Source organism: Kineosporia sp. NBRC 101677 (genome assembly GCF_030269265.1).
Classification (GTDB): Bacteria; Actinomycetota; Actinomycetes; order Actinomycetales; family Kineosporiaceae; genus Kineosporia; species Kineosporia rhizophila.
Genome location: NZ_BSTA01000009.1, coordinates 218,653 through 238,666, shown reverse-complemented (window position 1 = coordinate 238,666; position 20,014 = coordinate 218,653). Strand labels below are relative to the sequence as shown.

Below are 20,014 nucleotides of genomic sequence, written 5' to 3'. Positions count from 1 at the left end.
GTGGGCTCCCAGGGGGCCCACCGCCGTCTTCAATTCTGACTACTTGCCCACCGCCACCGGCTCCTTCGGGCCGGGCGCCGGGCCGAGCTTCTCGGTCAGGGCCTCACCCTCGATGTCCAGGTTGGGCAGCGCGCGGTCCAGCCACTTCGGCAGCCACCAGATGCCCTTGCCGATGATCGCCATCACGGCCGGCACGATCAGCATCCGGACCAGGAAGGCGTCCGCGATCACGCCGACCGCCAGGCCGAAGCCGATCGTCTTGATCATCACGTCGTCGCCCAGGGCGAAACCGGCGAACACGCCGAACATGATGATCGCGGCGGCGGTGACCACCCGGGCGCTGTGGGCGAAGCCGTCGATCACGGCCTGCCGGGCCTCGGTGCCGTGCACGTAGGCCTCCCGCATCCGGGTCACCAGGAAGACCTCGTAGTCCATGGCCAGGCCGAACAGCACGCCGGTGAGCAGGAGCGGCAGGATGAACAGGACCGGCGTGGTCACGTCCAGGCCGACCAGTTCGTTCAGCCAGCCCCACTGGAACACCGCGACGACCGAGCCGATCGCCACCCCGACGCTCAGCAGGAAGCCGAGAGCGGCCTTCAGCGGCACCAGGATCGAGCGGAACACCAGTACCAGCAGGATGAACGCCAGGCCGACGACCACCACCAGATAGAGCGGGAACACGTCGGCCAGCTTCTCCGAGATGTCCACGCCGACCGCGGTCTGGCCGGTGACCATCGCCCGGGCGCCGGTCTCGTCGGGCAGTCCGGCCAGCGAGTCGCGGATGGTGTTGACCAGTTCCTTGGTCTCCGCGTCGGACGGGCCGCTCTTGGGGATGATCGTGAAGTTGGCCAGGTTGACCTGCTCGAGCTGCTGCTGGAAGGCGGCCTGGGCCTCCTTGGTGTCTGTGGTGAGCGGCGGGATCAGGGCCGCCACGTCGTCCTGGATGCCGCCCAGAGTCTGCTGCACGCTCTGCACCGCAGCCATCTTGTCGGCGGCGTTGGCAGTGTCGACCACGATCACCAGCGGACCGTTCGCGCCGGCCCCGAAGTTGTCGGTGATCAGGTCGTAGGCCACCCGGTTGTCGCTGCCCGAGGGGGAGGTGGCGTCGTCCGGGATGGCCAGCTCCATGCTGGCGACCGGGATCGAGATGACCGCCGCGATCGCGACCCCGCCGATCAGGGCGGGCCAGCGGAACCGGCTGACGGCCTCGACCCACCGGCGGCCCATCGTGCGCTGCGAGTCGTCTTCCGGGTCGAGCTGCTTCAGGCCCTTGATCCCGCCCCTGAGCACCCGCGTCCCGGCGAAGCCGAGGAGGGCGGGCAGCAGGGTGAGGGCGATCAGGACGGCGACCGCGACCATGGCCGCTGCTGCGAGACCCATCTGGGTGAGGAAGGCGATGCCGGTGATGCTCAGGCCGGCCAGCGCGATGATGACGGTCAGGCCGGCGAAGATCACCGCAGAACCGGCCGTGCCCACCGCCGCTCCGGCCGCGTCGGCCAGGGGGCGTCCGGTGCGGGCCTCGTGCTGGTAGCGCGACATGATGAAGAGCGCGTAGTCGATGCCGACGGCCAGGCCGAGCATCGAGCCCAGGGCCGGGGTGACCGAGCTCAGGTCGACGAAACCGGTCAGCGTGCTGATCCCGGCGTACCCGATGCCCACCCCGATGACGGCGGTGAGCAGCGGCATCCCGGCGGCCACGAGCGAGCCGAAGGTGATCAGCAGGACCACGAAGGCGATCCCGATACCGATCACCTCGGCGGTGCCGGCGTGCGGCACCGCGTCCATCGCGTCACCACCGATGGCGGCCCGCAGCCCGGCGTCCTCGGCCAGGGTCTTCACCTCGGTCAGCGCGTCCTTGTCGGCATCGCTGAGCTCGGCCGGGATCACCGTGTAGGTGACGGTGGCGTAGCCGACCCGCCCGTCCTGCGAGACGGTGCCCGCGGTGACCGGGTCGGCCACCGGCTGCTGGACGTCCTCGGTGACCACCGCGGCCAGGGCCTTGGTGATGGCCTCCTGGTTGTCCTTGATGGTCTCGCCCTCGGGGGCCTCGAACACGATCCGCGCGGTTGCGCCCTCGGGGTTGCTGTCCGGGGCCCGCTGCTCGATCAGGTCGAACGCCTCGGTCGACTCCAGTCCCGGCAGGGTGAAGTTGTCGTTGGTCTGGCCGGCCAGCGTGACCGACCCGGCGCCGGCCAGGGCCAGCAGCGCGATCCAGACGACCGTGACGATCCGGCGGTGGATGAACGACCACCGGCCCAGCCGGAACAGTTGCCATGCCATGCGGCACAACCTTTCAAGGGGTGGCGGGGGGAGGCGCAACGCGCAGACGGCCGTCCGCAGTGACTGCCGGATCGGCACAGTAACCCGAGATGGAAGTGACTACCAACTTGGGGTTCGCTGTTATTCTGATGCTCATGGGCCTGAGGGAACGGAACGCGGCGCGGACCCGTGAGCTGATCATCAACACGGCGCTGGGCCTGTTCCTGGAGCACGGGTACGACGCGACCAAGATGGAAGACATCGCCGAGGCGGCGGGGATCGGTACGTCCACGCTCTACCGGTACTTCCCCACGAAAGACCTCCTGATCATCGATCCGCTGGCTTTTCGCGGAAAACTGGTCGAGGGTCTGCGGTCCCGGCCGGCTGAGGAGCCGCTCGACGTCGCGCTCGGCCACGTGATGACCGAGCTGTTCGTGGCCCCCCGGGGTGAGGCGGCCCAGCTCCGGCAGATCCGCGAGGTGGTCAACGCCAACCCGGCCCCACGCATGCGCCTTCTGGAAGAGTTCGTCAACGAGCGTGGGCTGCTTGAGGTCGCGATCGCCGAACGACTCGGCCGGCCGGTGGGTGACGTGTTCTGCGTGATGACGGCCCGGCTGACCACCGGCCTGCTGGAGTACCTGGGCGAACTGTCGTTCAACGCATCGGACGTCCTGGCCGACGACTATCTGTCCGAGCTGTTCCGTTCAGTGTCGGCCCAGCTGGCGGCGGAGCCGCCGGTGCTGCCCCGGCTCAGCCCTTCTTAGGGCAGCAGCCGGATCTCTTCTGAATCGAAGCCTTTGGCCCACCAGTGGTGGTACGCGCTGTAGAGCTTGGGGTCGCGGTCACCCAGAAAGCGCAGCAAGGCGTCGGATTCGACAGCGAGCTCGGCCCAGTCGCTTTCGGGTAGCCGATGGAATGCGGTGACCTCGACCCGGCCGTCGAGCAGCCGCCAGACCCCGGCCACGAGCCCGTCGATGAGGATGGTGGCGAGCACGTTGCCGTTACGCCGAATCACTTGAGGCCGATAGGCCGGGGGAATGATGCGGGCGCGCTCGCTGTAGGCCAGAAGGGTGCTGTCCCACATCGGGAGTAGCCGGGCCGGGGCGGTGATGTCATCGTCGGGCACGGTGCAGTCGGGCAGGTCGAACAGCTGCACCCCGTCCGGCCCCGGCCGCTGCACGGTGTCCAGGGCCGCGAACGCAGCGCCCGCGGTGGCGCGCGTGTGCAGGGTGAACTGCGCGAAATCGGCGATACTGGCCGGCCCGAAGGCCCGCAGATAGCGCTCGGCCAACACCCGGATGCCCTGCTCGGTGGTCACTTTCTCCCAGGCCCGGTCGGCTGTCCGGAACGAAAGCCGCCCCTTGAACGACCACGGGCCGCCGGTAGGCGCGTAGTGCAGCGGGGCGTAGCTCTTCAACGCCCACCAGAGCCCCTCCCTGAGGCCGTTGAGCTGCTCAGCCAGGTGCGCCTCGAACTCCGGACCGGTGCGCGCCTGCTTACCGGCGAACTGATGCAGAACCGGGAACAGCGCATCAGCCTCTTCGCCGGTCAGGCCGCTGACGGTGAACCGCGCATCGCCGACCCGGCTGCCCCGGACCCGGCGGTTCATGGCAGCGTAGAAGGGGGCGTAGTCGTGATGGTTCACGGCGTGCAGGGTGAGCCGCATCAGCGTCGCCTTGACCACGCTGCGGTCGGCGAAGGCCCGGTCGAGGGCGGCCGGATCGAAGCCGGACAGGCGGTTCCACAGCGTCAGGTAGGGCGAGGCCGGCTCCTGGGCCTGCAGCCCAACCAGCTGGGCGATCGCGTCGGGCACTTCGCGGTAGACGCGCTGCAGCAGCATCTGCCGTTCCAGCGTGGCCCGGTTGAGCTGGCGGGCGGTGAGGCGGGTGGTCACCCCGCCCGCCCGGAGCGCAGTGAACGGTGCAGGATCTGGGGATTGCCCAGCCGACGCCGCAATTCCCGCTCCAGCCCGGCGATCGGGTACAGGTTCTGCGGCGCCCGCGGATCCTTGATCTCACTGCTGGCGTACCGCACCAGCACCGACTGACTGAGATACGCCAGCTTCACCGCATCCTCGGCGGTCAGGTCGGCGCTGCACTCGACCCGCACGATTCCCGCCCACGGCGCCCCCTCACGGAAGGGCAGACGCAGATACCAGGAGTACCGCTCCCAGTTCGTGCCCATACTGAACACCGGTGTGCGATGACCAGGTTCCAGCCGCCCGACCAGCTGGTTCAGCTCGTCGGGCAGGTAGCGGCTGTGGTGGGTCTTGATGTAGCCGATCGTGCGGGGCAGGTGCTGCCGTCCGCGCAGCGGACCGTCGATCACCAGCAGATCTTCGTCCTGCTGGGACGGCTCGAGCTGATCGCGCGCGGCCACCGCCACACTGATCTCGAGCTTGGCCAGGTGCTGCTGGAGTTCCGCCGACAACAGCACCGGCAGCGGCATGGCCGGATCGGCATCGGTGATGTGTGCCTGGTAATTGCCTGCGGGAGCGGCAATGTCGCGGGCCTCGACGGCCGTAGTGAACAGCCCGCGGCGAACCTGGCTCGCGCCGATACGTGCAGAGTTTCCCCGCTCGTGGTGCTGGCACACCACCACGCCCGAGGCGTAGGAGGCGCACAGCCCCAGAGCGGCATCCTCGTCCGGCTCGGTCGCCCGGATCCAGATACGCGAGTCAATGCGCCGCACGCCGTCCACGAAAAGCACGGTGGGCGGATGACTCTGCTCTTTGCGCGGAGGCACCGCCCGCCACTCGGAGGCGGGTATCTCGATCTCGGGGTCGAGCTCGGCCTTGGACCCGGAAAGAGCGTCTTCCTCACCGGTGGCAAAAGTGGTGCCGTAGCTCGGGTCCCACGCCTCCACCGAGTAGCTCATCGCCGCGCGGCCGGTCGTCAGCGTCACAGGTTCTGCCTTTCCACCCTCGAGGTCTGCGCATCTCGGCGCACGTTGAACCGCACCGGCACCCGGTCGGCCAGAGCCGGCACGTGCGTGATGACCCCGACCATCCGCTCGCCCCGGGCCAGGTTCTCCAGCGTCCCGGCCACCGTCTCCAGGGTGTCCGGGTCCAGCGTGCCGAACCCCTCGTCCAGGAAGATCGAGTCCAACCGGGCCCCACCGGCACTGGAGAGCTGCGACATCTGCGACGAAAGCGCAAGCGCCATGGCTAGACTGGCCTGGAAGGTCTCGCCGCCGGAGAGCGTCTTCACCGAGCGCCGCGCGTCGGCGTCGGTGTGGTCGACCACCACGAGCTCGCCCTTGTCGTCGTGGTCGAGGTCGAACTGACCGTTGGACAGCTGCCGCAACGTGTCCGAGGCCTCGATGACCAGGCTTTCCAGCGCGGCCGTGGCCAGCCAGCGAGGGAAGCCGGTGGAGCGAAGCAGCTCGCCGAGCAACTTGGCCACCTGGGCGCTGCGCTCCTCGGCCGCGCGCTCGCTCACCACCTGCGCCGCCTGCTCACGCCGCTCGCGCACCCGCGCCAGGGTGCCCCGCGCCTCGGCGTAGGCCCCGGTGGCGGCGGCAAGGGCGCTGGTGGCCAAATCGTCGCCAGTCACCTCGATAGCGTGTTGTTTGAGGACGTCTGTCAGCTCACCTCGCGCAGACTCGGACTGCTCTCGTCGTGCGGAGGTGGCAGCGCGAGCCGAGACCAGGGCCTCTTCACGCTCCCGCGCGGCTGCGCTGCTCCAAGCCGTGAGCACGTTCCACCCGCCCAGCAGGCTCCCTGGCGGCCGGGGGTCTTGCGGGGCGGGACCAGCGGAGGCGCGGGCTGTATCGGGGCCAGCTGCGGCCGCTTGGGCTGCAACCGGAGCGAGGCCGGCTGTAGCAGCTTCGGTGTTGCGGCCGCTGTCCCCTTCGCTTTCGGCGCTGCCGTCAGCACTCCCGCTGTTGGCAACACTGCCCCATACCCCGTTGCCCTCGAGTTCAGGCGCCCCCAGGTGCACCACCGAGTCCCGAGTGCGCCGCAGCGTCGCCCACCCTTCCGTGAGCCGCCCCTCCAGCGAGGCAAGCTGCTGACGCGCCTTCTCCCGCCCACGCCGAGCCTCGCGCAAGGCCACGTCGGTCTGGCGGGCAGCCGCTTCGAGGTGGGCGATGTTCTCCAGCTGAGCCTGGGCCTCTTCAAGGGCAACGGCGGAATTCAGGGCGGAACCCAGCTCAGCGATCCGCCGCTCAGCCTGCGCCAGAGCCGCCCTGGCCCGTTCCACCTCCGCGAGGGCCTGCTGCTGCACCGTGCGCGCGGCCCGCAGCGCGGCCTCGCTCTCGGCGAGCTCCTTGCTGGCGAGCTGCAGCTGCGCGTCGGCCGTAGCCCGGCTCTCCCGCGCTGCGCCCAGCTCCGAGGCCAGCGCCCCGGCCCGCTCACCGGCCCACTCGATCAGGGTGCGCCAGGCCTCGGCCAGCGAAAGATTTTCCACAGCAGGTGCCCCGAGGGCGACCAGAGGATCCCGCGTCTGCCCGAGCCCGCTGCGGATGCGGGCCTCGGTGGCGGCAAGCTGTTCGACCCGGGAACGGGCAGCATCGGCCTTGGCCCGAGCCTGCCGCACGAGCACGGAGGCCTGCCGTTGAGCGGCCTCAAGCGCCTCGAGTTCGCCGAGAAGGCGGTCGGCGGTGGCGAGGTCGGGGCAGGCCCGGGGGAGCGAGCCCCTGAGCTCTTCGATGCGCCGGCGGGTGGATTCGACGTTCGACTCCGCCACACTCTCGGCCCGCGCAACCCGGTTCAGCAGAGCCCGAGCCCGCTCCAGCTCAGCCTCGGCCGCGGCGATGGCCGCATCGGCCACGGCCAGCTCTCGCTCGGCCCCAGAGTTGGCCAAATCCGAGCTTGAGGCGACCTCGGAGCCAGGGACCGCGGGAAGCTCGGTAACGACCTGGGCGCACACCGGGCAGTCTTCCCCCGCCACCAGATGCCCCCGCAGGTTCAGGGCGGCGTGCCGCAGCTGCACCTCGTCCCGCCGATGCCGGGCATCCTGAACGGCCACGTTCTGCGTGCCGACGAGTGAGGCCGCCTCCTGCGCCTCCTTCTGTGCAGCCGAGACCCGTACCTCGAGTTCGGCCAGCCGTTCTTCCAGACTCGCTGCTTCTTCCAGCATGGCTCGGGCGCGCTCGAGCGGGCCTCTGGGTGGGCCGCTCGAGAGTGCCGTGGTGGCGGCTTCGTCGGCCGTTTCGGCTTCGGCGAGCACGGCCTGGGCGGCCTCGAGGTCTGCACGGGCCGTAGTGAGGTCGCGGTCTAGTTCGTCCAGACCGGAAGGGAGGGTGGGGCGGCTGAGGAGGTGGTGCTGGGCTTCCAGTTCGGCTACCTGGCGGCGGACTTCTTCGGCGGTGCGGGAGGCTCGCTCAGCGGCGGCCTGAGCCTGTGCCTGCCGCAGTTCGGCGGCGGTGACGGTGTGGCCGGCGCTCTCGTGGGTGCGCTGGGACGTGTCGGTCGCCGCGACCAGGGCCGGGTGATCGGCGGTGAGCCGGGCGAGTTCGGTGTGGTCTTTCACCGCCTGCTCGAGAGGGCCGCGGGCAGGGGCGGACGAAAGCTGTTCGCGGGCGGCGGTGTCGGCTGCTTCGGCCGTGGTCTCGGCCTGCGCGGCGGCCTCGGACGAGGAGCGAGCGTCGGCCCAGGCCTGGTCGATCTCGGAGACTCCGGCAGGCACGGCGATGGCTGCCAGCACGTTGCGCTCGCCGCCCAGGCGGTCTTCCAGCCTCAGCGCTTCGGCCAGGGCTTCTTGGGCCGAGGCCAGGCCGGGCAGAGCGGCCCGCACCTCAGTGACCAGGCCTTCGAGCTGCTGCTCACGCGCCAGGGCGGAAGCCTCGGCCTCGGGGGTGGCGTCGGCCAGGTCGCCGAGCGCCCGGTCGAGATGCTGCACCCTGTCCTGAGCCTGGGCGGCCTTCTCGTTGGCCCGCTGCTGGATCTTGTCGTAGTGCTCGGCCCCGATCAGGCGCAGCAGGATCTGCTGCCGGTTGCTCGGGGTGGAGTGCAGGAACTCGGCGAACGCGTTCTGCGGCAGCACCACGCACTGCCGGAACTGCTCGAAGGTGAGCCCGAGCAGTTTCTCGACCGCCTCGGTGACCTTGCTGTCGGCCGCGATCGAGTGCGTGACCTCGTCGGGCTCGCCGCGGCTCTGCAACGACGGCAGCCGCTCCAGCCGCTGGTTCTTCGCGGTGATCGAGGCCCCGGTGCGCCGCACCTCGCGGGCCACCACGTAGCGCTCGCCGGCCAGTTCGAACACCAGGCGGACCACTGCGCGGTTGCCGTGCGGCGAAAGGGCCATGCTGACCGCGTTCTTGCGGCCCCAGCGCGGCGCCGAGCCGAACAGCGCGAACGTCATCGCGTCGACCAGGGTGGACTTGCCCGAGCCGGTCGGCCCGACGATGGCGAAGTAGTCGGCCTCCTCGAAGTCGACCACCGCCCGCTCGCGGAACGAGGCGAAGCCCTCCATCTCCAGCAGCACCGGTCTCATGCCGAAGCCCCTTCCGAACCGGCCGCCGTGACCTCGTCGCTCAGCTGGGCGAAGAGCCGGGCCACCGCGTCGTCCTTCACCCCGGACTGCTCGCAGTACCGCTCGAACAGCTCCTGCGGACTGCCGGTGGTGCGATCACGGTGCTGGGCCGAACGTTCGGCCGATCCGCTGAACTCCGGGTCGATGCGCACCTCGAGCGCGTTGGGCAGCACATCGCTCACCGCCTCGCGCAGCCCGGCGCGGGCCGGTTCGCGCACCCAGACCCGAAGGTAGTCCTCGCCGAAACTGTCGGCCAAGGCTTCCAGTTCGGCCACCGTGCCGTGCACCGTGCGCAGCTTGCGGGCGCTGGTGATGGGCACGTCGGTGATCCGGGCCGGAGTGCTGGCCGTGGCCTCGACCAGGCAGACCACCGAGGTGTTGTCCTGCTCGCCGAAGTCGACCGCCACCGGCGAGCCGCTGTAGACGACCGGGCAGGCGGCCGGTAGAGCCTGACGGCGGTGCAGATGCCCCAACGCGGCGTAGCTGCACTCGGCCGGGAAGACGCTGGCCGGCACCGAGTACTCGAAGATGGACTGTGCCTGCCGTTCACCGCCACCGAAGGCACCACCCGTGACCGTGAGGTGGGCCATGGCCAGGTTCACGGTGTCGTCGTGGAACTCGCCGCACAACTGCTCCAGCACGTCCCGCACCATCTGGTCGTAGGCGCCCACGTTCTCCGAAGGCGTCTGCGCCATCAGGTTCGCCGCTCGCACCGCATAACGCTGGGAGAGGAAAGGCAGCAGCGCAACCGTTGTGTCCTGCCCGTCGGACCGCGCCTTGAACCGCACCACACCGCCGGAATCGGGCCGCCGGACATTGCCCAGCAGGTTGATGCCCGAGCGCCCCATCAGCGGGCGGAAAGCATCGAAAGTGCCGGGATGATCGTGGTTCCCGGCCAGGGCGATCACCTCACACCCCAGATCGCGCAGCGCCAGCAGGGTGCGCACCACCAGATTCTGGGCCGCCGCACTGGGCACCGCGTTCTCGTACAGGTCGCCTGAGATCAGCACCGCATCGACCTCGTTGCGACCGGCCACCTCGACGATCTCACGCAGCACCGCGCGCTGTTCGTCGATCCGGTCACGGCCTTTGAGCTGCTTGCCGACGTGCCAGTCGGACGTGTGCAGGAACTTCATCCGGACGGGCCTCCTCAGTACGGGTACGAATGAGATGGGGGATCAGCCGAACTCAACAGCTCTCAGAACGGCGGCTCTTCGTCTTCGAAAGCCGGTGGTAGCCGGGTGAACACGTCCGACCCCGGTTTCCGCACCGCAGGCGTGGCCGAGGCTGACGCTGAGGCCGGCGGAGCACCGGCATCCGGATGCGTGGCACACTCCGACAGGCGGGTGGCCCAGGCCGGGAAGGGGAACTCCACCGCCAGCGGCACCGGGATCTCCGGCTGGGCCACGAACATGGTGCCGGGCTTGACCAGCGTGGCCCGCTGCCGCTGGGACGGCGGCAGGAAACCGTATTCGGGGCGCCCGGCCTCGGCCGGGTCGAGCCGGCCGACCACCTTGATGCTGCTGTTGCTGATGATCCGCCGCTCGACCTCGCTGGCGGTCTGCTGCGCACCGATCAGGATGATGCCCAGCGAGCGCCCGCGTTCGGCGATGTCGAGCAACGTGTCTTTGATCGGGCTGTTGCCCTCGCGGGGCGCGTACTTGTTCAGCTCGTCGATCATGGTGAACAGCAGACTGCCCGGCCCGGCGGCCTCTTTACGCGCCGTCTCGGCGGCCAGCACCACACCGACCACGAAACGCTGCGCACGCTCTTGCAACTGGTGCAGGTCGACCACGGTGATCTGCGCGTTCTCGGTGGAGACCCGGCGTGAGTCGTTCTTGGTCAGGTCGCCCCGCAGGATCTCCTTCAGCGGCCGCACCGACGAGATCAGCCGCCGGATGAAGGCGTTCGCCGTGCCCTGCCCGATCGCCGGGCCGGCCCAGGTGCTCCGGGTGGAGTCGTCGCTGAGCTTCTCCACCACGAAGTCGACCAGAGCGTCGTAGGTGCGGATCGTGCGGCCTTCCAGCGTGACCGCCCCGTCGACCCCGGCCGGTTCGGCCTCACGAGCCAGTTTGGAGGCGACGTTGTGCACGACCATCGTGTACTGATTGCGCTCGTCCTCGATGTCGGCGAAGACGTAGGGCAGCAGACCGTCGGCGCAGAACTCGGCCAGAGTCCACCAGAAGGCGTTGACCCCGCTGGTGCGCCCGCTGACGTAGGGGCGGGCCGTCGGGTCCTGCGGGGTGGGGGGAGCGAAGAACCCGACCGACTCGAACGGTGCCGCGGGCAGGCCCAGCAATGCGTAGTCTTCCCGCAGCCGGTCGTCCAGCCGGGTGTTCTGCTTGTCGAGGAACAGCAGGTCTTCGCCCTTGACGCTGAACACCAGCGCCTTGGAGTTGCGCCCGCCACCGCCCAGCACACCGGAGCGGAAGATGGAGTGCAGCAGCCAGAGCGCGAAACTGGTCTTGGTGGCGACCCCGGAGATGCCGCTGATCGAGACGTGGGCGCCGCGCACGCCGTTGAGGAACTCGAGGTTCAGGTAGACCGGCGCCCCGTCGCGGCCGAGCCCGACCGGCACCTTCTTCTGCATCTGGTCGAAGTAGAGCGCCCGCGCCCGTTCTTCCCCCTCGGCCCGGCGTGCCGCCTCACCCGGGCGGGGCGGCACGTACACCTCCGGATCGACCCGGGTGGTGGTGATCTCGGCGATCTCCTGCACCTGGGCGGGCAGCACCCCGTCGGCGATCAGGAACACGTCGGAACCGAAGCTGGCCCCCTCGTGCCGCGAGCGCACCTCGGTGACGATGCCCGACGTCATCACCGGCCCGACACCGGGGATCTCGCGCTGGGTGACCACCACGTCGTCCAGTTGCAGGTAGGCGTCGGACGCCACCGCGACGGCAAATTTCAGGGGCGTGGAGTCTTCCGTTCCGACCACCAGCCCGACCGCGTCGCTCACGTGCCCAACCCCTTGCCCGAGTCGCCCAGTTCCGTCGCTCAAGAGACTAGGGAAGCCCACCGACAAAATGGCCCGCGACCCACCGCGGACACACAGCGCGAAAGCGTCATTCCGGAAAGTAGTCTGAGCCGCAGATCCGAAGGAGGAGTCATGCCGTACGACCAGGAACTCGCCGAGCGGCTGCGTGCAGTCCTCGCCGGACGCGGTCCATTCACCGAGAAGAAGATGTTCGGCGGCCTGTGCTTCCTGGTCGGCGGCAAGATGGTGTTCGCCGCCAGTCACACCGGCGATCTGCTGGTGCGCGTCGACCCGGCCAAGTTCGACGAGTACACCGGGCGTGGGGCCGAGGAGGCGATGATGGGCCGCGACCGCCCGATGAGCCCGGGCTGGCTGACGGTCCCGATCTCCCGCCTCGAGAACGAGTCAGAGCTGCTTTTCTGGACGGGGGTCGCCTTCGACTTCCACGCCACCCTCGGCTGACTCACCCCGCGAGCCGAACGGCCACCACCAGTTGACCGGCCCGAGGGCAGCCACCAGGGCCGGGGCCAGCACCCCGCGCACGATCGTCGCGTCGATGATGATGCCCAGCGCCAGGCCGGTGGCCAGGATCTTCACGTCGGTGGTGGGGATCTGGCTGAGCGAGACGAACGCCAGGAACAGGATCAGCGCGGCACTGGTCACCAGCCGGCCGGTGCGTGAGATGCCGTGCACCGTGGCCTCGTCGGTGCTGTGTCCGGCGTCGTGCTCCTCCTTGATCCGGGACAGGAGAAACACCTCGTAGTCCATCGAGAGCCCGAACAGGAACGCGAAGATGGCGATCGGGATCCAGACCGTGACCGCTCCCGACGGCTCCCGGTCGAACAGCAGCTGAGTGCCGTGGCCGCCCTGCCAGATCCACACCGTGATGCCGAACGCGGCGCCCAGCGAGATCACGTTGAGCAGCAGCGCCTTGGCCGGCAGGGCGATCGAGCGCAGGGCCACCGCCAGCAGCAGGAACGTGATGGCAATGATGGCCAGCAGAATCCACCAGGCGTTGCCGTAGACGGTCTCGATGAAGTCCTGGTCCTGCGGCTGCACCCCACCGACCTGGGCCCCGAGGTCTTCAGCCGCATCGCGCACCTGCGTGGCAACCTCCGATCCGGCTCCCGAAGTGACGTCTTCCTGCGTCCACACATCGACCACGGCCTGGCCGTCGGCGGTCCGCCACTGCGCAGGGGCAAGCACCCCGGCGACCCCGTCGATGCCCTCGACTGCCGACACCACCTGCTCCGGCTGGTCGGTGAGGATCTCGATCGGCGCCGAGAGCCCAGCCCCGGGCCCGTCGCCCGACAACTCCGTCACCGCTACCGCGGCCGGGCTCTCCCCGGCGGCCAGCGAATTGTTTGTGGGTACGCCCAGGCGCAGGCCAAACGCTGGTAGGGCCAGCACGATGAGCAGCACGGCCGAGCCCACAGCCGACAGCCAGCGGTGCCGCACCACGAACGCGCCCACCCCGCGCCAGAGCCGGCTCTCCGGATTCGAGCTGCGTCGGTGCGGCCAGGACAGCTTCTGCCCGAACAACAGCAGCAACGCCGGCAGCAGGGTGAGTGAGGCAGCCACGCTGATCACCGGGATGAGCAGGCCGGTATAGCCCACGCTGCGCAGGAACGGCACCGGCATGGCGATCAGGGCGGCCAGGCTGATCGCCACCGTGACTCCGGAGAACAGCACCGACCGCCCGGCCGTGCGCATCGCCGTGTGCACCGCCTGCTCCGGCGTCGCCCCGTTCCCGGTCTCCTCCCGCCAGCGCGTGACCAGCAGTAATGCGTAGTCGATGGCCACGCCCAGCCCGATCAGGGCCAGCAGGTACTGCACCACGAACGAGACGTCGGTGAGCCCGGTGAGCCCCCAGAGGATCGCGAACGTGGTCAGGATCGAGGCGGCGGCGATGATCAGCGGCATCAGGGCCAGGAACGAGCCGAACACCAAGGTCAGCACGATCGCGGCGCCGAGCCCTCCGGACAGCGTCTCGACCAGCGCACTACCCTGGACCTCACCCTCCTCGAAACCCAGCGCATCCCTGCCCGTGACCACCACGGACGTCCCCAGTTCGGTTTGCAGCTCTTCGGCCACCGGCCGCAAGGCCTCGAGCGCAACGGCGTACGGCTGTTCGGCCGCATCCGGCGCGGGGTAGATCAGCATCACTCCCGTAGTGCCGTCGTCCGACAGGAGGTCGGAACTGTCTGCGTAGCTGGCAATCCGCGCTCCCGGCAGCGCCTGACCGACTGCCTCGGAAATCGGTGCGGCGGTCTGCAGATCGACCTTCTGCTCACCGTCGCCCACGGCCAGAAGCACCGGCGGGAAAGAGCCGCCCGATCCGATCCCCCTGAGGATGTCCATGTTGGCCTCGTAGGCGTCCTGCCCCGGAAGGCCGAAGTCGTAGGCGAGCCTTTCCGTGGCCTTGGGGGCAGCGAATCCGCCGAAGGCGGCCAGAGCGATCCACAGGGCAACCATCCACCAGGGACGGGCTACGACCAGCCGGGACAGGAAAGTCATCAGGTTCTCCGTCGACCTCGGCGTCGGGGGACAGCCCAAGATCACACGGGCACTACCGGGCACGCTACCCACGCGGTCGACCCAGTGCCGCTCGGCCCGTACACCCTCAGATGTACGCCGGGACCGATCCGTGGGCTGACGATTACCTACCCCCAAATTCCTAGCCTTTAGGTCATGATCTCGTGCAGGCATCTGACCAAGCGCTACGGCAGCCGAATCGCCGTACAGGACCTGAGTTTCGACGTACAGCCAGGCGTGGTCACCGCGTTTCTCGGACCGAACGGCGCCGGCAAGTCGACCACCCTGCGGCTCATGCTCGAACTCGACCACGGCGAGGGCGTGACCACCTTCGACGGCACTCGGTTCAGCCAGATGAGCGACCCCGTGCACACAGTGGGCGCCGTGCTGGAGACCCGTGCATGGCACCCGGGCCGCACTGCGCGAAACCATCTGCGCATGCTCGCCATCGGCGGTGGGGTAGCCGAACAACGAGTGGACGAGGTGCTCACCACGGTCGGTCTGGCGGACGTTGCGGACCGGCGGCCAGGGGGATTCTCGCTAGGTATGGCGCAGCGCCTGAGCCTGGCGGCGGCCCTGCTCGGCGATCCAGGCACGATCATCCTCGACGAACCCGAGAACGGCCTCGACCCCCAGGGCATCCACTGGCTGCGCACGCTGCTGCGAGGGCTGGCCAACGAAGGACGCACGGTGCTGGTTTCCAGCCACCAGCTGGCTGGGGTGGAGGCGCTGGCTCAGGAGGTGGTCGTGCTCGGCCGCGGCCGGGTACTGGCCCAGGGGAGCCTGCAGCAGTTCGTGGCCGAAGCCGGAGCAGAACGGCTTGAGGACGCGTATCTGCAGGTCACCGAGGAAGCCGTCGAGTATGTGGGGGGAGCCGAACATGTCTGAGCAGATCCGGCGGACGCTGGCGATGGAGTGGTTCCGGCTGCGCACATTGCGCAGTACCTGGTTGATCACGGGGTTGGGTCTGGTCTCGTCGGTCGGGTTGGCGCTCGCAGTCGTAATGGTGGACGGGGAACCCGCCGACGCCGACCTGGCCCGGGCGGTGCTCAACCCCGGGCAGCCCGCTCCGCTCGCCATTCTGCTGGGCACTCTCGGCGTGCTGGCCTGGGGGCACGACCACAGGTACGGCACGATCCGCCCCCTGCTGACCGTGCTGCCCGACCGCCGGGTGCTCGCGGTCGCCCGTACCGTGGTGATGACGGCGTACCTGTTCACCGTGGTGGTGCTGTGCGAAGCAGCGGCCTGGCTCACCGGGTTGCTGGCCACCGGCGGCGACCTGGCCGAATTCGCCTCCGACTCCCTGGTGCAGCGCAACGGCCTGGGCATGGTCGTGCTTGGCCTGGGCATCGGCTGGTTCGGCCTGGCCCTGGGCGCTCTTCTACCCTCACTGCCCGCCGCCATCGCGACCTACGTCATCTATCCGGCCGTGGTCGAGCCGATGGCCGGCATGCTGCTCGACGAGATCCGTGAAGACGCCAACCTGTGGCTGCCTTTCGCCAGCTTCGGCCCGCTGGTCGGCGTGGACGACGGTGGCCCGGCCCCAGCGGTGGCTGTGGTGCTGTTCCTGGGCGTGATGGTGGCCCTCAACCTGATCGCTCTGACCCGCTTCCGCTCCCGTGACGTCTAGATCCGGGTCGATGAGGTGTACACCGGGTACACCGGGTACCAGGTGTACACATCATCGGATGCTGACCGCATCCTCCTTCGTATTCGATGAGGATCCACAGAACAGGATCTAATCTCGTGGGTATGCACGCCTGGCTACGGCGAACCGTCCGCGACCACCCGGTGCTGGTCGACCTGCTGGTCGTGCTCGCCGGCCTGGTCGGGGCCTGGGCGTCGGTGTTCTACGTCGCGGGCCAGATCGGCTGGCCCGCGGCCCTGGTGCTCGGCCCTCTACCGGCGCTCGCCCTGTTCTGGCGCCGGCAAGCACCTTTCGCCGTGTTCGGGGTGGCGGTGGTGGCTGCGCTGGCGTACTGGGTGTTCGAGGTGGCGGTCAACGGCGCCCACGCGGTACTCGTGCTGTCGCTGTACAGCATCGCCCGGCACGAGGCAGCGCGATCCGGCCGCATCGCGCTGGGTGTATGCCTGGCTCTGGTCGCGGTGACCCCGTTGCGCCAGCCCTTCCAAGGGCCCGGAAATACCATTCTGCAGGGCCTCTTCGTGCTCGTGGTCTGGGTGCTCGCCACGAACGTCGCTCTGCGGCAGGCCTATCTGCAGGCGCTGGAAGAACGGGCAGCCCGGCTGGAACGCGAGCGGGACGCGGACGTGCGCGCGGCCACGCTCACCGAGCGCACCCGGATCGCCCGCGAGATGCACGACGTGGTGGCGCATCACGTGAGCGTCATGGTGGTGCAGGCCGAGGGCGCGACCTGGGCCATCGACACAGCCCCCGACCAGGCCAAGGCGGCAGTCACCACGATCGCCGAGACCGGACGCTCGACCCTCACCGAACTGCGCCGCCTGCTCGGCGTATTAAGGGATGGCGAGGCCGAATCCGTGGCTCCACAGCCCGATTTGGGTGCTATCTTTGGTTTGGTCGATCAGTTCCGGCTCAGCGGGCTCGACGTGCGGTGCAGTCCGGTTCCGGCGGTGGGGGATGTCCCGGAAAGCGTTCAGCTGGCGGTCTATCGCGTGGTGGAAGAGGGGCTGACGAACGCGTTGAAGCACGTGGGCGTGGGGGCACGGGTAGACGTTGAGTTCGAGTACCTCGAGCCGGCGGGGGAGATCCGTGTAGAGGTCCGCGACGGGGGCAGTCGGCGCCCAGATGTGAGCTCAGGTGTGGGTGCAGGTGTGGGCCTAAGCGGCGTGAGCGCTGCGGAAATCGCGCTTGCGAAGGCAGATGTCCCGGCAGTCGGGGCGATGCGAAGCCGTGCCGCTGCGGAGGCGGATGTCCCGGCGCCCGGGGCAACGAGGGTTCGCGCTGTGGGGGAGGCGCACGGCCTGGCGGCCGGGGCGATGAGGGGTCGGGCTGTGGCGGTCAACGCCGATCTACCTGGCGCCGGGCATGGGTTGATCGGGATCAACGAGCGCGTAGCTCTTTTCGGTGGGCGAGCCCAGATCGGTCCCACGCCCGAAGGTGGATTTGCCGTGCGCGCCTGGTTCCCGGTGGGGGCGGCGTGAGCGGGGGTGGATTGGGCAGTCATGGCTCGGTGGGGAGCGGCAGGAGCGGCGTGGGCGGCGCGGTTGGGAGCGGCGCGGTTGGGAGCGGCGCGGCTGGGAGCGGCGCGGCTGGGAGTGGCGTGGCTGGGAGTGGCGTGGCTGGGAGCGGCGTGGCTGGGAGCGGCGTGGCTGGGAGCGGCGGGGGCGGTGATGGCATGATCCGCGTGGCCTTGGTGGACGACCAGGAACTTGTGCGCACGGGCTTCCGTATGGTGCTGCAGGCTCAGCCTGACATGGAGGTCGTGGGCGAGGCGGGGGACGGGCGTCAGGCGCTGGAGTTGCTGGCCTCTACGCCGGCCGATGTGGTGCTCATGGATGTGCGCATGCCCCACCTCGACGGGGTCGAGGCCACGCGGCGCCTGCAGAAGGGCGAAAACCCGCCTCACGTGCTCATACTCACCACGTTCGACCTTGATGAGTACGCCTACGCCGGGCTCCAGGCGGGTGCGAGCGGGTTCCTGCTGAAAGACGTGCCCAGTGCTGAGCTGCTCTACGGCATTCGCGCGGTGGCTGGGGGCGACTCGATCGTGGCCCCCAGCACCACCAAGCGCCTGCTCGAGCACTTCGTGCCTAAGTTCGACGCTACTGCTGGGGCCCACCGGCACGGTGGGGCCCGGCTCGACCTGCTCACCGAGCGCGAGCGCGACGTGCTGGTCATGGTCGCCCGGGGACTGTCCAACAGTGATATTGCTGAACAGCTGGTCATTGCCGAGACCACGGTCAAGACCCACGTGCACCGCATCCTGACCAAACTCGGCCTGCGCGACCGCGTCCAGGCGGTCGTCCTCGCCTACGAGACCGGCCTGGTCCGCCCAGGCGGGTGAAGGCTGGTCAGGGCATGACAGGGGTGACCATGTGGTGCCGGCCGATCGGCAGCATGAGCGGGCCGCCCGACGTGGGGTCGATGATCACCTTGCTGTCCAGGCCGAACACCGCGCGCACGGTGTCTTCGGTCAGCACCTCGGCGGGCAGGCCCGCGGCGTGCACCTTGCCCCCGGCGATCGCGATCAGGCGGTCGGCGTAGCGGGCGGCCAGGTTCAGGTCGTGCAGAACCATCACCACCGTTGTCCCTCGGGTGCGGTTCAGGTCGGTGAGCAGGTCCAGCACCTCTACCTGGTGCTGCACGTCCAGGAAGGTCGTGGGCTCGTCCAGGAGCAGCAGATCCGTCTCCTGGGCGAGCGCCATCGCGATCCAGACGCGTTGACGCTGACCGCCGGAAAGCTCGTCCACGGCACGGTCGGCCAGCTCCACGGTGTGCGTGGCTTCCAGCGCCGCTGCTACTGCCGCATCGTCTTCCGCCGACCAGCGCGAGAACACGCCCTGGTGGGGATGCCGACCGCGGCCGACCAGGTCGCTGACGGTGATGCCTTCGGGTGCGATCGGCGACTGGGGCAGCAGACCGAGCTTGCGGGCCAGTTCCTTGGCCGGGGTCTTGTGCACCTCCTTGCCGTCCAGCAGCACGTGGCCGGCGCGGGGTGCGAGCAGGCGGGACATGGAACGCAGCAGGGTGGACTTGCCGCAGGCGTTGGCCCCGACGATGGCGGTGACCTTGCCCGGCGCCACCTCCAGCTCCAGGCCCTCGATGACGGTGCGCTCCTTGTAGCCGAGGCTGAGCTTCTCGACGGTGAGCTGGTGTTCGCTGGTCACAGCGCCCCTCCCGTCCTATTAGATCGAATAATCAAGTACAGAAGATAAGGAGCACCGAGCACGCCGGTGACGACGCCGACCGGGAAGCGGGTGCCCAGCGCGTACTGCCCGGCGAAGTCGGCGACGAGCACGAGCAGGGCGCCGACGAGGGCCGAGGGCAGCAGCAGCGACGAGCCCGGGCCGACCAGGCGCACGGCGATCGGGCCGGCCAGGAAGGCCAGGAAGGCGATCGGGCCGGTGACCGAGGTGGCGAAGGCGATCAGGCCCACTGCGGCGATCACGACCAGCAGCCGGGTCCGGTCCACCCGCACGCCCAGCGCCGAGGCGGTCTCGTCGCCGAGCTGCAGCATGTTCAGGTCCTTGGCGGTCATGCCCACCAGCGGCACCAGGATCACCATGATGACCAACACGGTCACCACCTCCGGCCAGCGCACGCCGTTCAGGCTGCCGGTGAGCCAGCGCAGGGCCTCTTCGTAGTCCCACTGCCCGGCGGTGGAGAGCACGTACGACGTGGCCGACTGCATCATGGCGGCAATACCGATCCCGATCAGGATCAGCCGGATCCCCGAGACGCCGTCCTTCCAGGCCAGCAGGTACACCAGCAGGGCCACGCCCAGCCCGGCCACGATGGCGAACACCGAGACGCTGGTGCCGGACAGCCCCAGGGTGATGATGGCGAACGCGGCCGCAGTGCTCGCTCCGGTGCTGATCCCGATGATGTCCGGGCTGGCCAGCGGGTTGCGCAGCATGGTCTGGAAGGTCACGCCGCCCAGGCCGAAGCAGGCTCCGGCCAGCACCGCCATCGTGGTGCGGGGCAGGCGTAGCCGGCCCACGGTGAACGAGGCCCCCTGAACCTCCTGCCCCAAGATGACTTTGAGGACGTCCATGGGCGGGTAGAACGTTCGGCCCACCATCAGCGACAGGGCGACCATCACCACGATCAGCACGACCAGGATCG

General features: G+C 69.2%; 15 protein-coding genes. 6 read left to right on the top strand and 9 right to left on the bottom strand.

The features are described from left to right. Window positions 1-39: 39 nt before the first annotated feature. On the bottom strand, window positions 40-2,280 hold the full coding sequence (locus QSK18_RS25575; protein ID WP_285624172.1) for an MMPL family transporter: 2,241 nt from the start codon (window positions 2,278-2,280) through the stop codon (window positions 40-42). Between the two features lie 134 nt (window positions 2,281-2,414). On the opposite strand from QSK18_RS25575, the gene QSK18_RS25570 reads away from it, so the two are divergent. After that, window positions 2,415-3,023, top strand: coding sequence for a TetR/AcrR family transcriptional regulator (locus QSK18_RS25570; RefSeq protein ID WP_232810138.1), 609 nt, complete (start codon window positions 2,415-2,417; stop codon window positions 3,021-3,023). On the opposite strand, the gene QSK18_RS25565 is transcribed toward QSK18_RS25570, so the two are convergent. The 5 genes from QSK18_RS25565 to QSK18_RS25545 form a co-directional block, all read right to left on the bottom strand. Then, a complete protein-coding gene (locus tag QSK18_RS25565; protein ID WP_285624168.1) occupies window positions 3,020-4,153 on the bottom strand; it encodes a winged helix DNA-binding domain-containing protein in 1,134 nt (377 codons plus the stop codon). The two genes, QSK18_RS25570 and QSK18_RS25565, sit on opposite strands and share 4 nt — an antisense overlap. Further along, on the bottom strand, window positions 4,150-5,163 hold the full coding sequence (locus QSK18_RS25560; RefSeq protein ID WP_285624166.1) for a DNA double-strand break repair nuclease NurA: 1,014 nt from the start codon (window positions 5,161-5,163) through the stop codon (window positions 4,150-4,152). Before QSK18_RS25560 ends, QSK18_RS25565 begins: the two co-directional genes overlap by 4 nt. Continuing rightward, window positions 5,160-8,696 carry an AAA family ATPase gene (locus tag QSK18_RS25555; protein WP_285624164.1) on the bottom strand — a complete coding sequence of 1,179 codons (3,537 nt, stop codon included), beginning with the start codon at window positions 8,694-8,696 and terminating at the stop codon, window positions 5,160-5,162. Before QSK18_RS25555 ends, QSK18_RS25560 begins: the two co-directional genes overlap by 4 nt. Next, the gene (locus QSK18_RS25550; RefSeq protein WP_285624162.1) at window positions 8,693-9,871 is read right to left on the bottom strand and encodes an exonuclease SbcCD subunit D; all 1,179 of its coding nucleotides are present in this window, start codon (window positions 9,869-9,871) and stop codon (window positions 8,693-8,695) included. The genes QSK18_RS25555 and QSK18_RS25550 overlap by 4 nt, the downstream gene beginning before the upstream one ends. Window positions 9,872-9,933: 62 nt before the next feature. After that, a complete protein-coding gene (locus tag QSK18_RS25545; RefSeq protein ID WP_232810143.1) occupies window positions 9,934-11,691 on the bottom strand; it encodes an ATP-binding protein in 1,758 nt (585 codons plus the stop codon). 150 nt (window positions 11,692-11,841) lie between these two features. Between QSK18_RS25545 and QSK18_RS25540 the strand changes: the two genes are divergently transcribed. Further along, entirely contained in the window at window positions 11,842-12,171 is a 330-nt protein-coding gene (locus tag QSK18_RS25540; protein ID WP_232810144.1) for a TfoX/Sxy family protein, read from the top strand. Here QSK18_RS25540 and QSK18_RS25535 read toward each other — a convergent pair. Beyond that, window positions 12,115-14,226 (bottom strand): MMPL family transporter, encoded by a 2,112-nt coding sequence (locus QSK18_RS25535; protein ID WP_232810145.1) that lies wholly within the window; start codon window positions 14,224-14,226, stop codon window positions 12,115-12,117. The genes QSK18_RS25540 and QSK18_RS25535 overlap by 57 nt on opposite strands. 174 nt (window positions 14,227-14,400) lie before the next feature. Here QSK18_RS25535 and QSK18_RS25530 point away from each other — a divergent pair, with 174 nt between their 5' ends. The 4 genes from QSK18_RS25530 to QSK18_RS25515 all read left to right on the top strand — a co-directional run bounded on the left by QSK18_RS25530 (window position 14,401) and on the right by QSK18_RS25515 (window position 18,233). Further along, window positions 14,401-15,132 (top strand): ABC transporter ATP-binding protein, encoded by a 732-nt coding sequence (locus tag QSK18_RS25530; RefSeq protein ID WP_232810146.1) that lies wholly within the window; start codon window positions 14,401-14,403, stop codon window positions 15,130-15,132. Continuing rightward, window positions 15,125-15,874: a hypothetical protein gene (locus QSK18_RS25525; RefSeq protein ID WP_285624159.1), complete on the top strand. Its 750-nt coding sequence runs from the start codon at window positions 15,125-15,127 to the stop codon at window positions 15,872-15,874. Before QSK18_RS25530 ends, QSK18_RS25525 begins: the two co-directional genes overlap by 8 nt. A gap of 86 nt (window positions 15,875-15,960) precedes the next feature. After that, a complete protein-coding gene (locus QSK18_RS25520; RefSeq protein WP_502894262.1) occupies window positions 15,961-17,370 on the top strand; it encodes a sensor histidine kinase in 1,410 nt (469 codons plus the stop codon). A 194-nt stretch (window positions 17,371-17,564) separates the two neighbouring features. Further along, window positions 17,565-18,233: a response regulator transcription factor gene (locus QSK18_RS25515; protein ID WP_232810149.1), complete on the top strand. Its 669-nt coding sequence runs from the start codon at window positions 17,565-17,567 to the stop codon at window positions 18,231-18,233. A gap of 7 nt (window positions 18,234-18,240) precedes the next feature. Here QSK18_RS25515 and QSK18_RS25510 read toward each other — a convergent pair whose 3' ends face one another. After that, on the bottom strand, window positions 18,241-19,056 hold the full coding sequence (locus QSK18_RS25510; RefSeq protein ID WP_232810152.1) for an ABC transporter ATP-binding protein: 816 nt from the start codon (window positions 19,054-19,056) through the stop codon (window positions 18,241-18,243). After that, entirely contained in the window at window positions 19,053-20,003 is a 951-nt protein-coding gene (locus QSK18_RS25505; protein WP_285624154.1) for a FecCD family ABC transporter permease, read from the bottom strand. Before QSK18_RS25505 ends, QSK18_RS25510 begins: the two co-directional genes overlap by 4 nt. Between the last annotated feature and the right edge of the window lie 11 nt (window positions 20,004-20,014).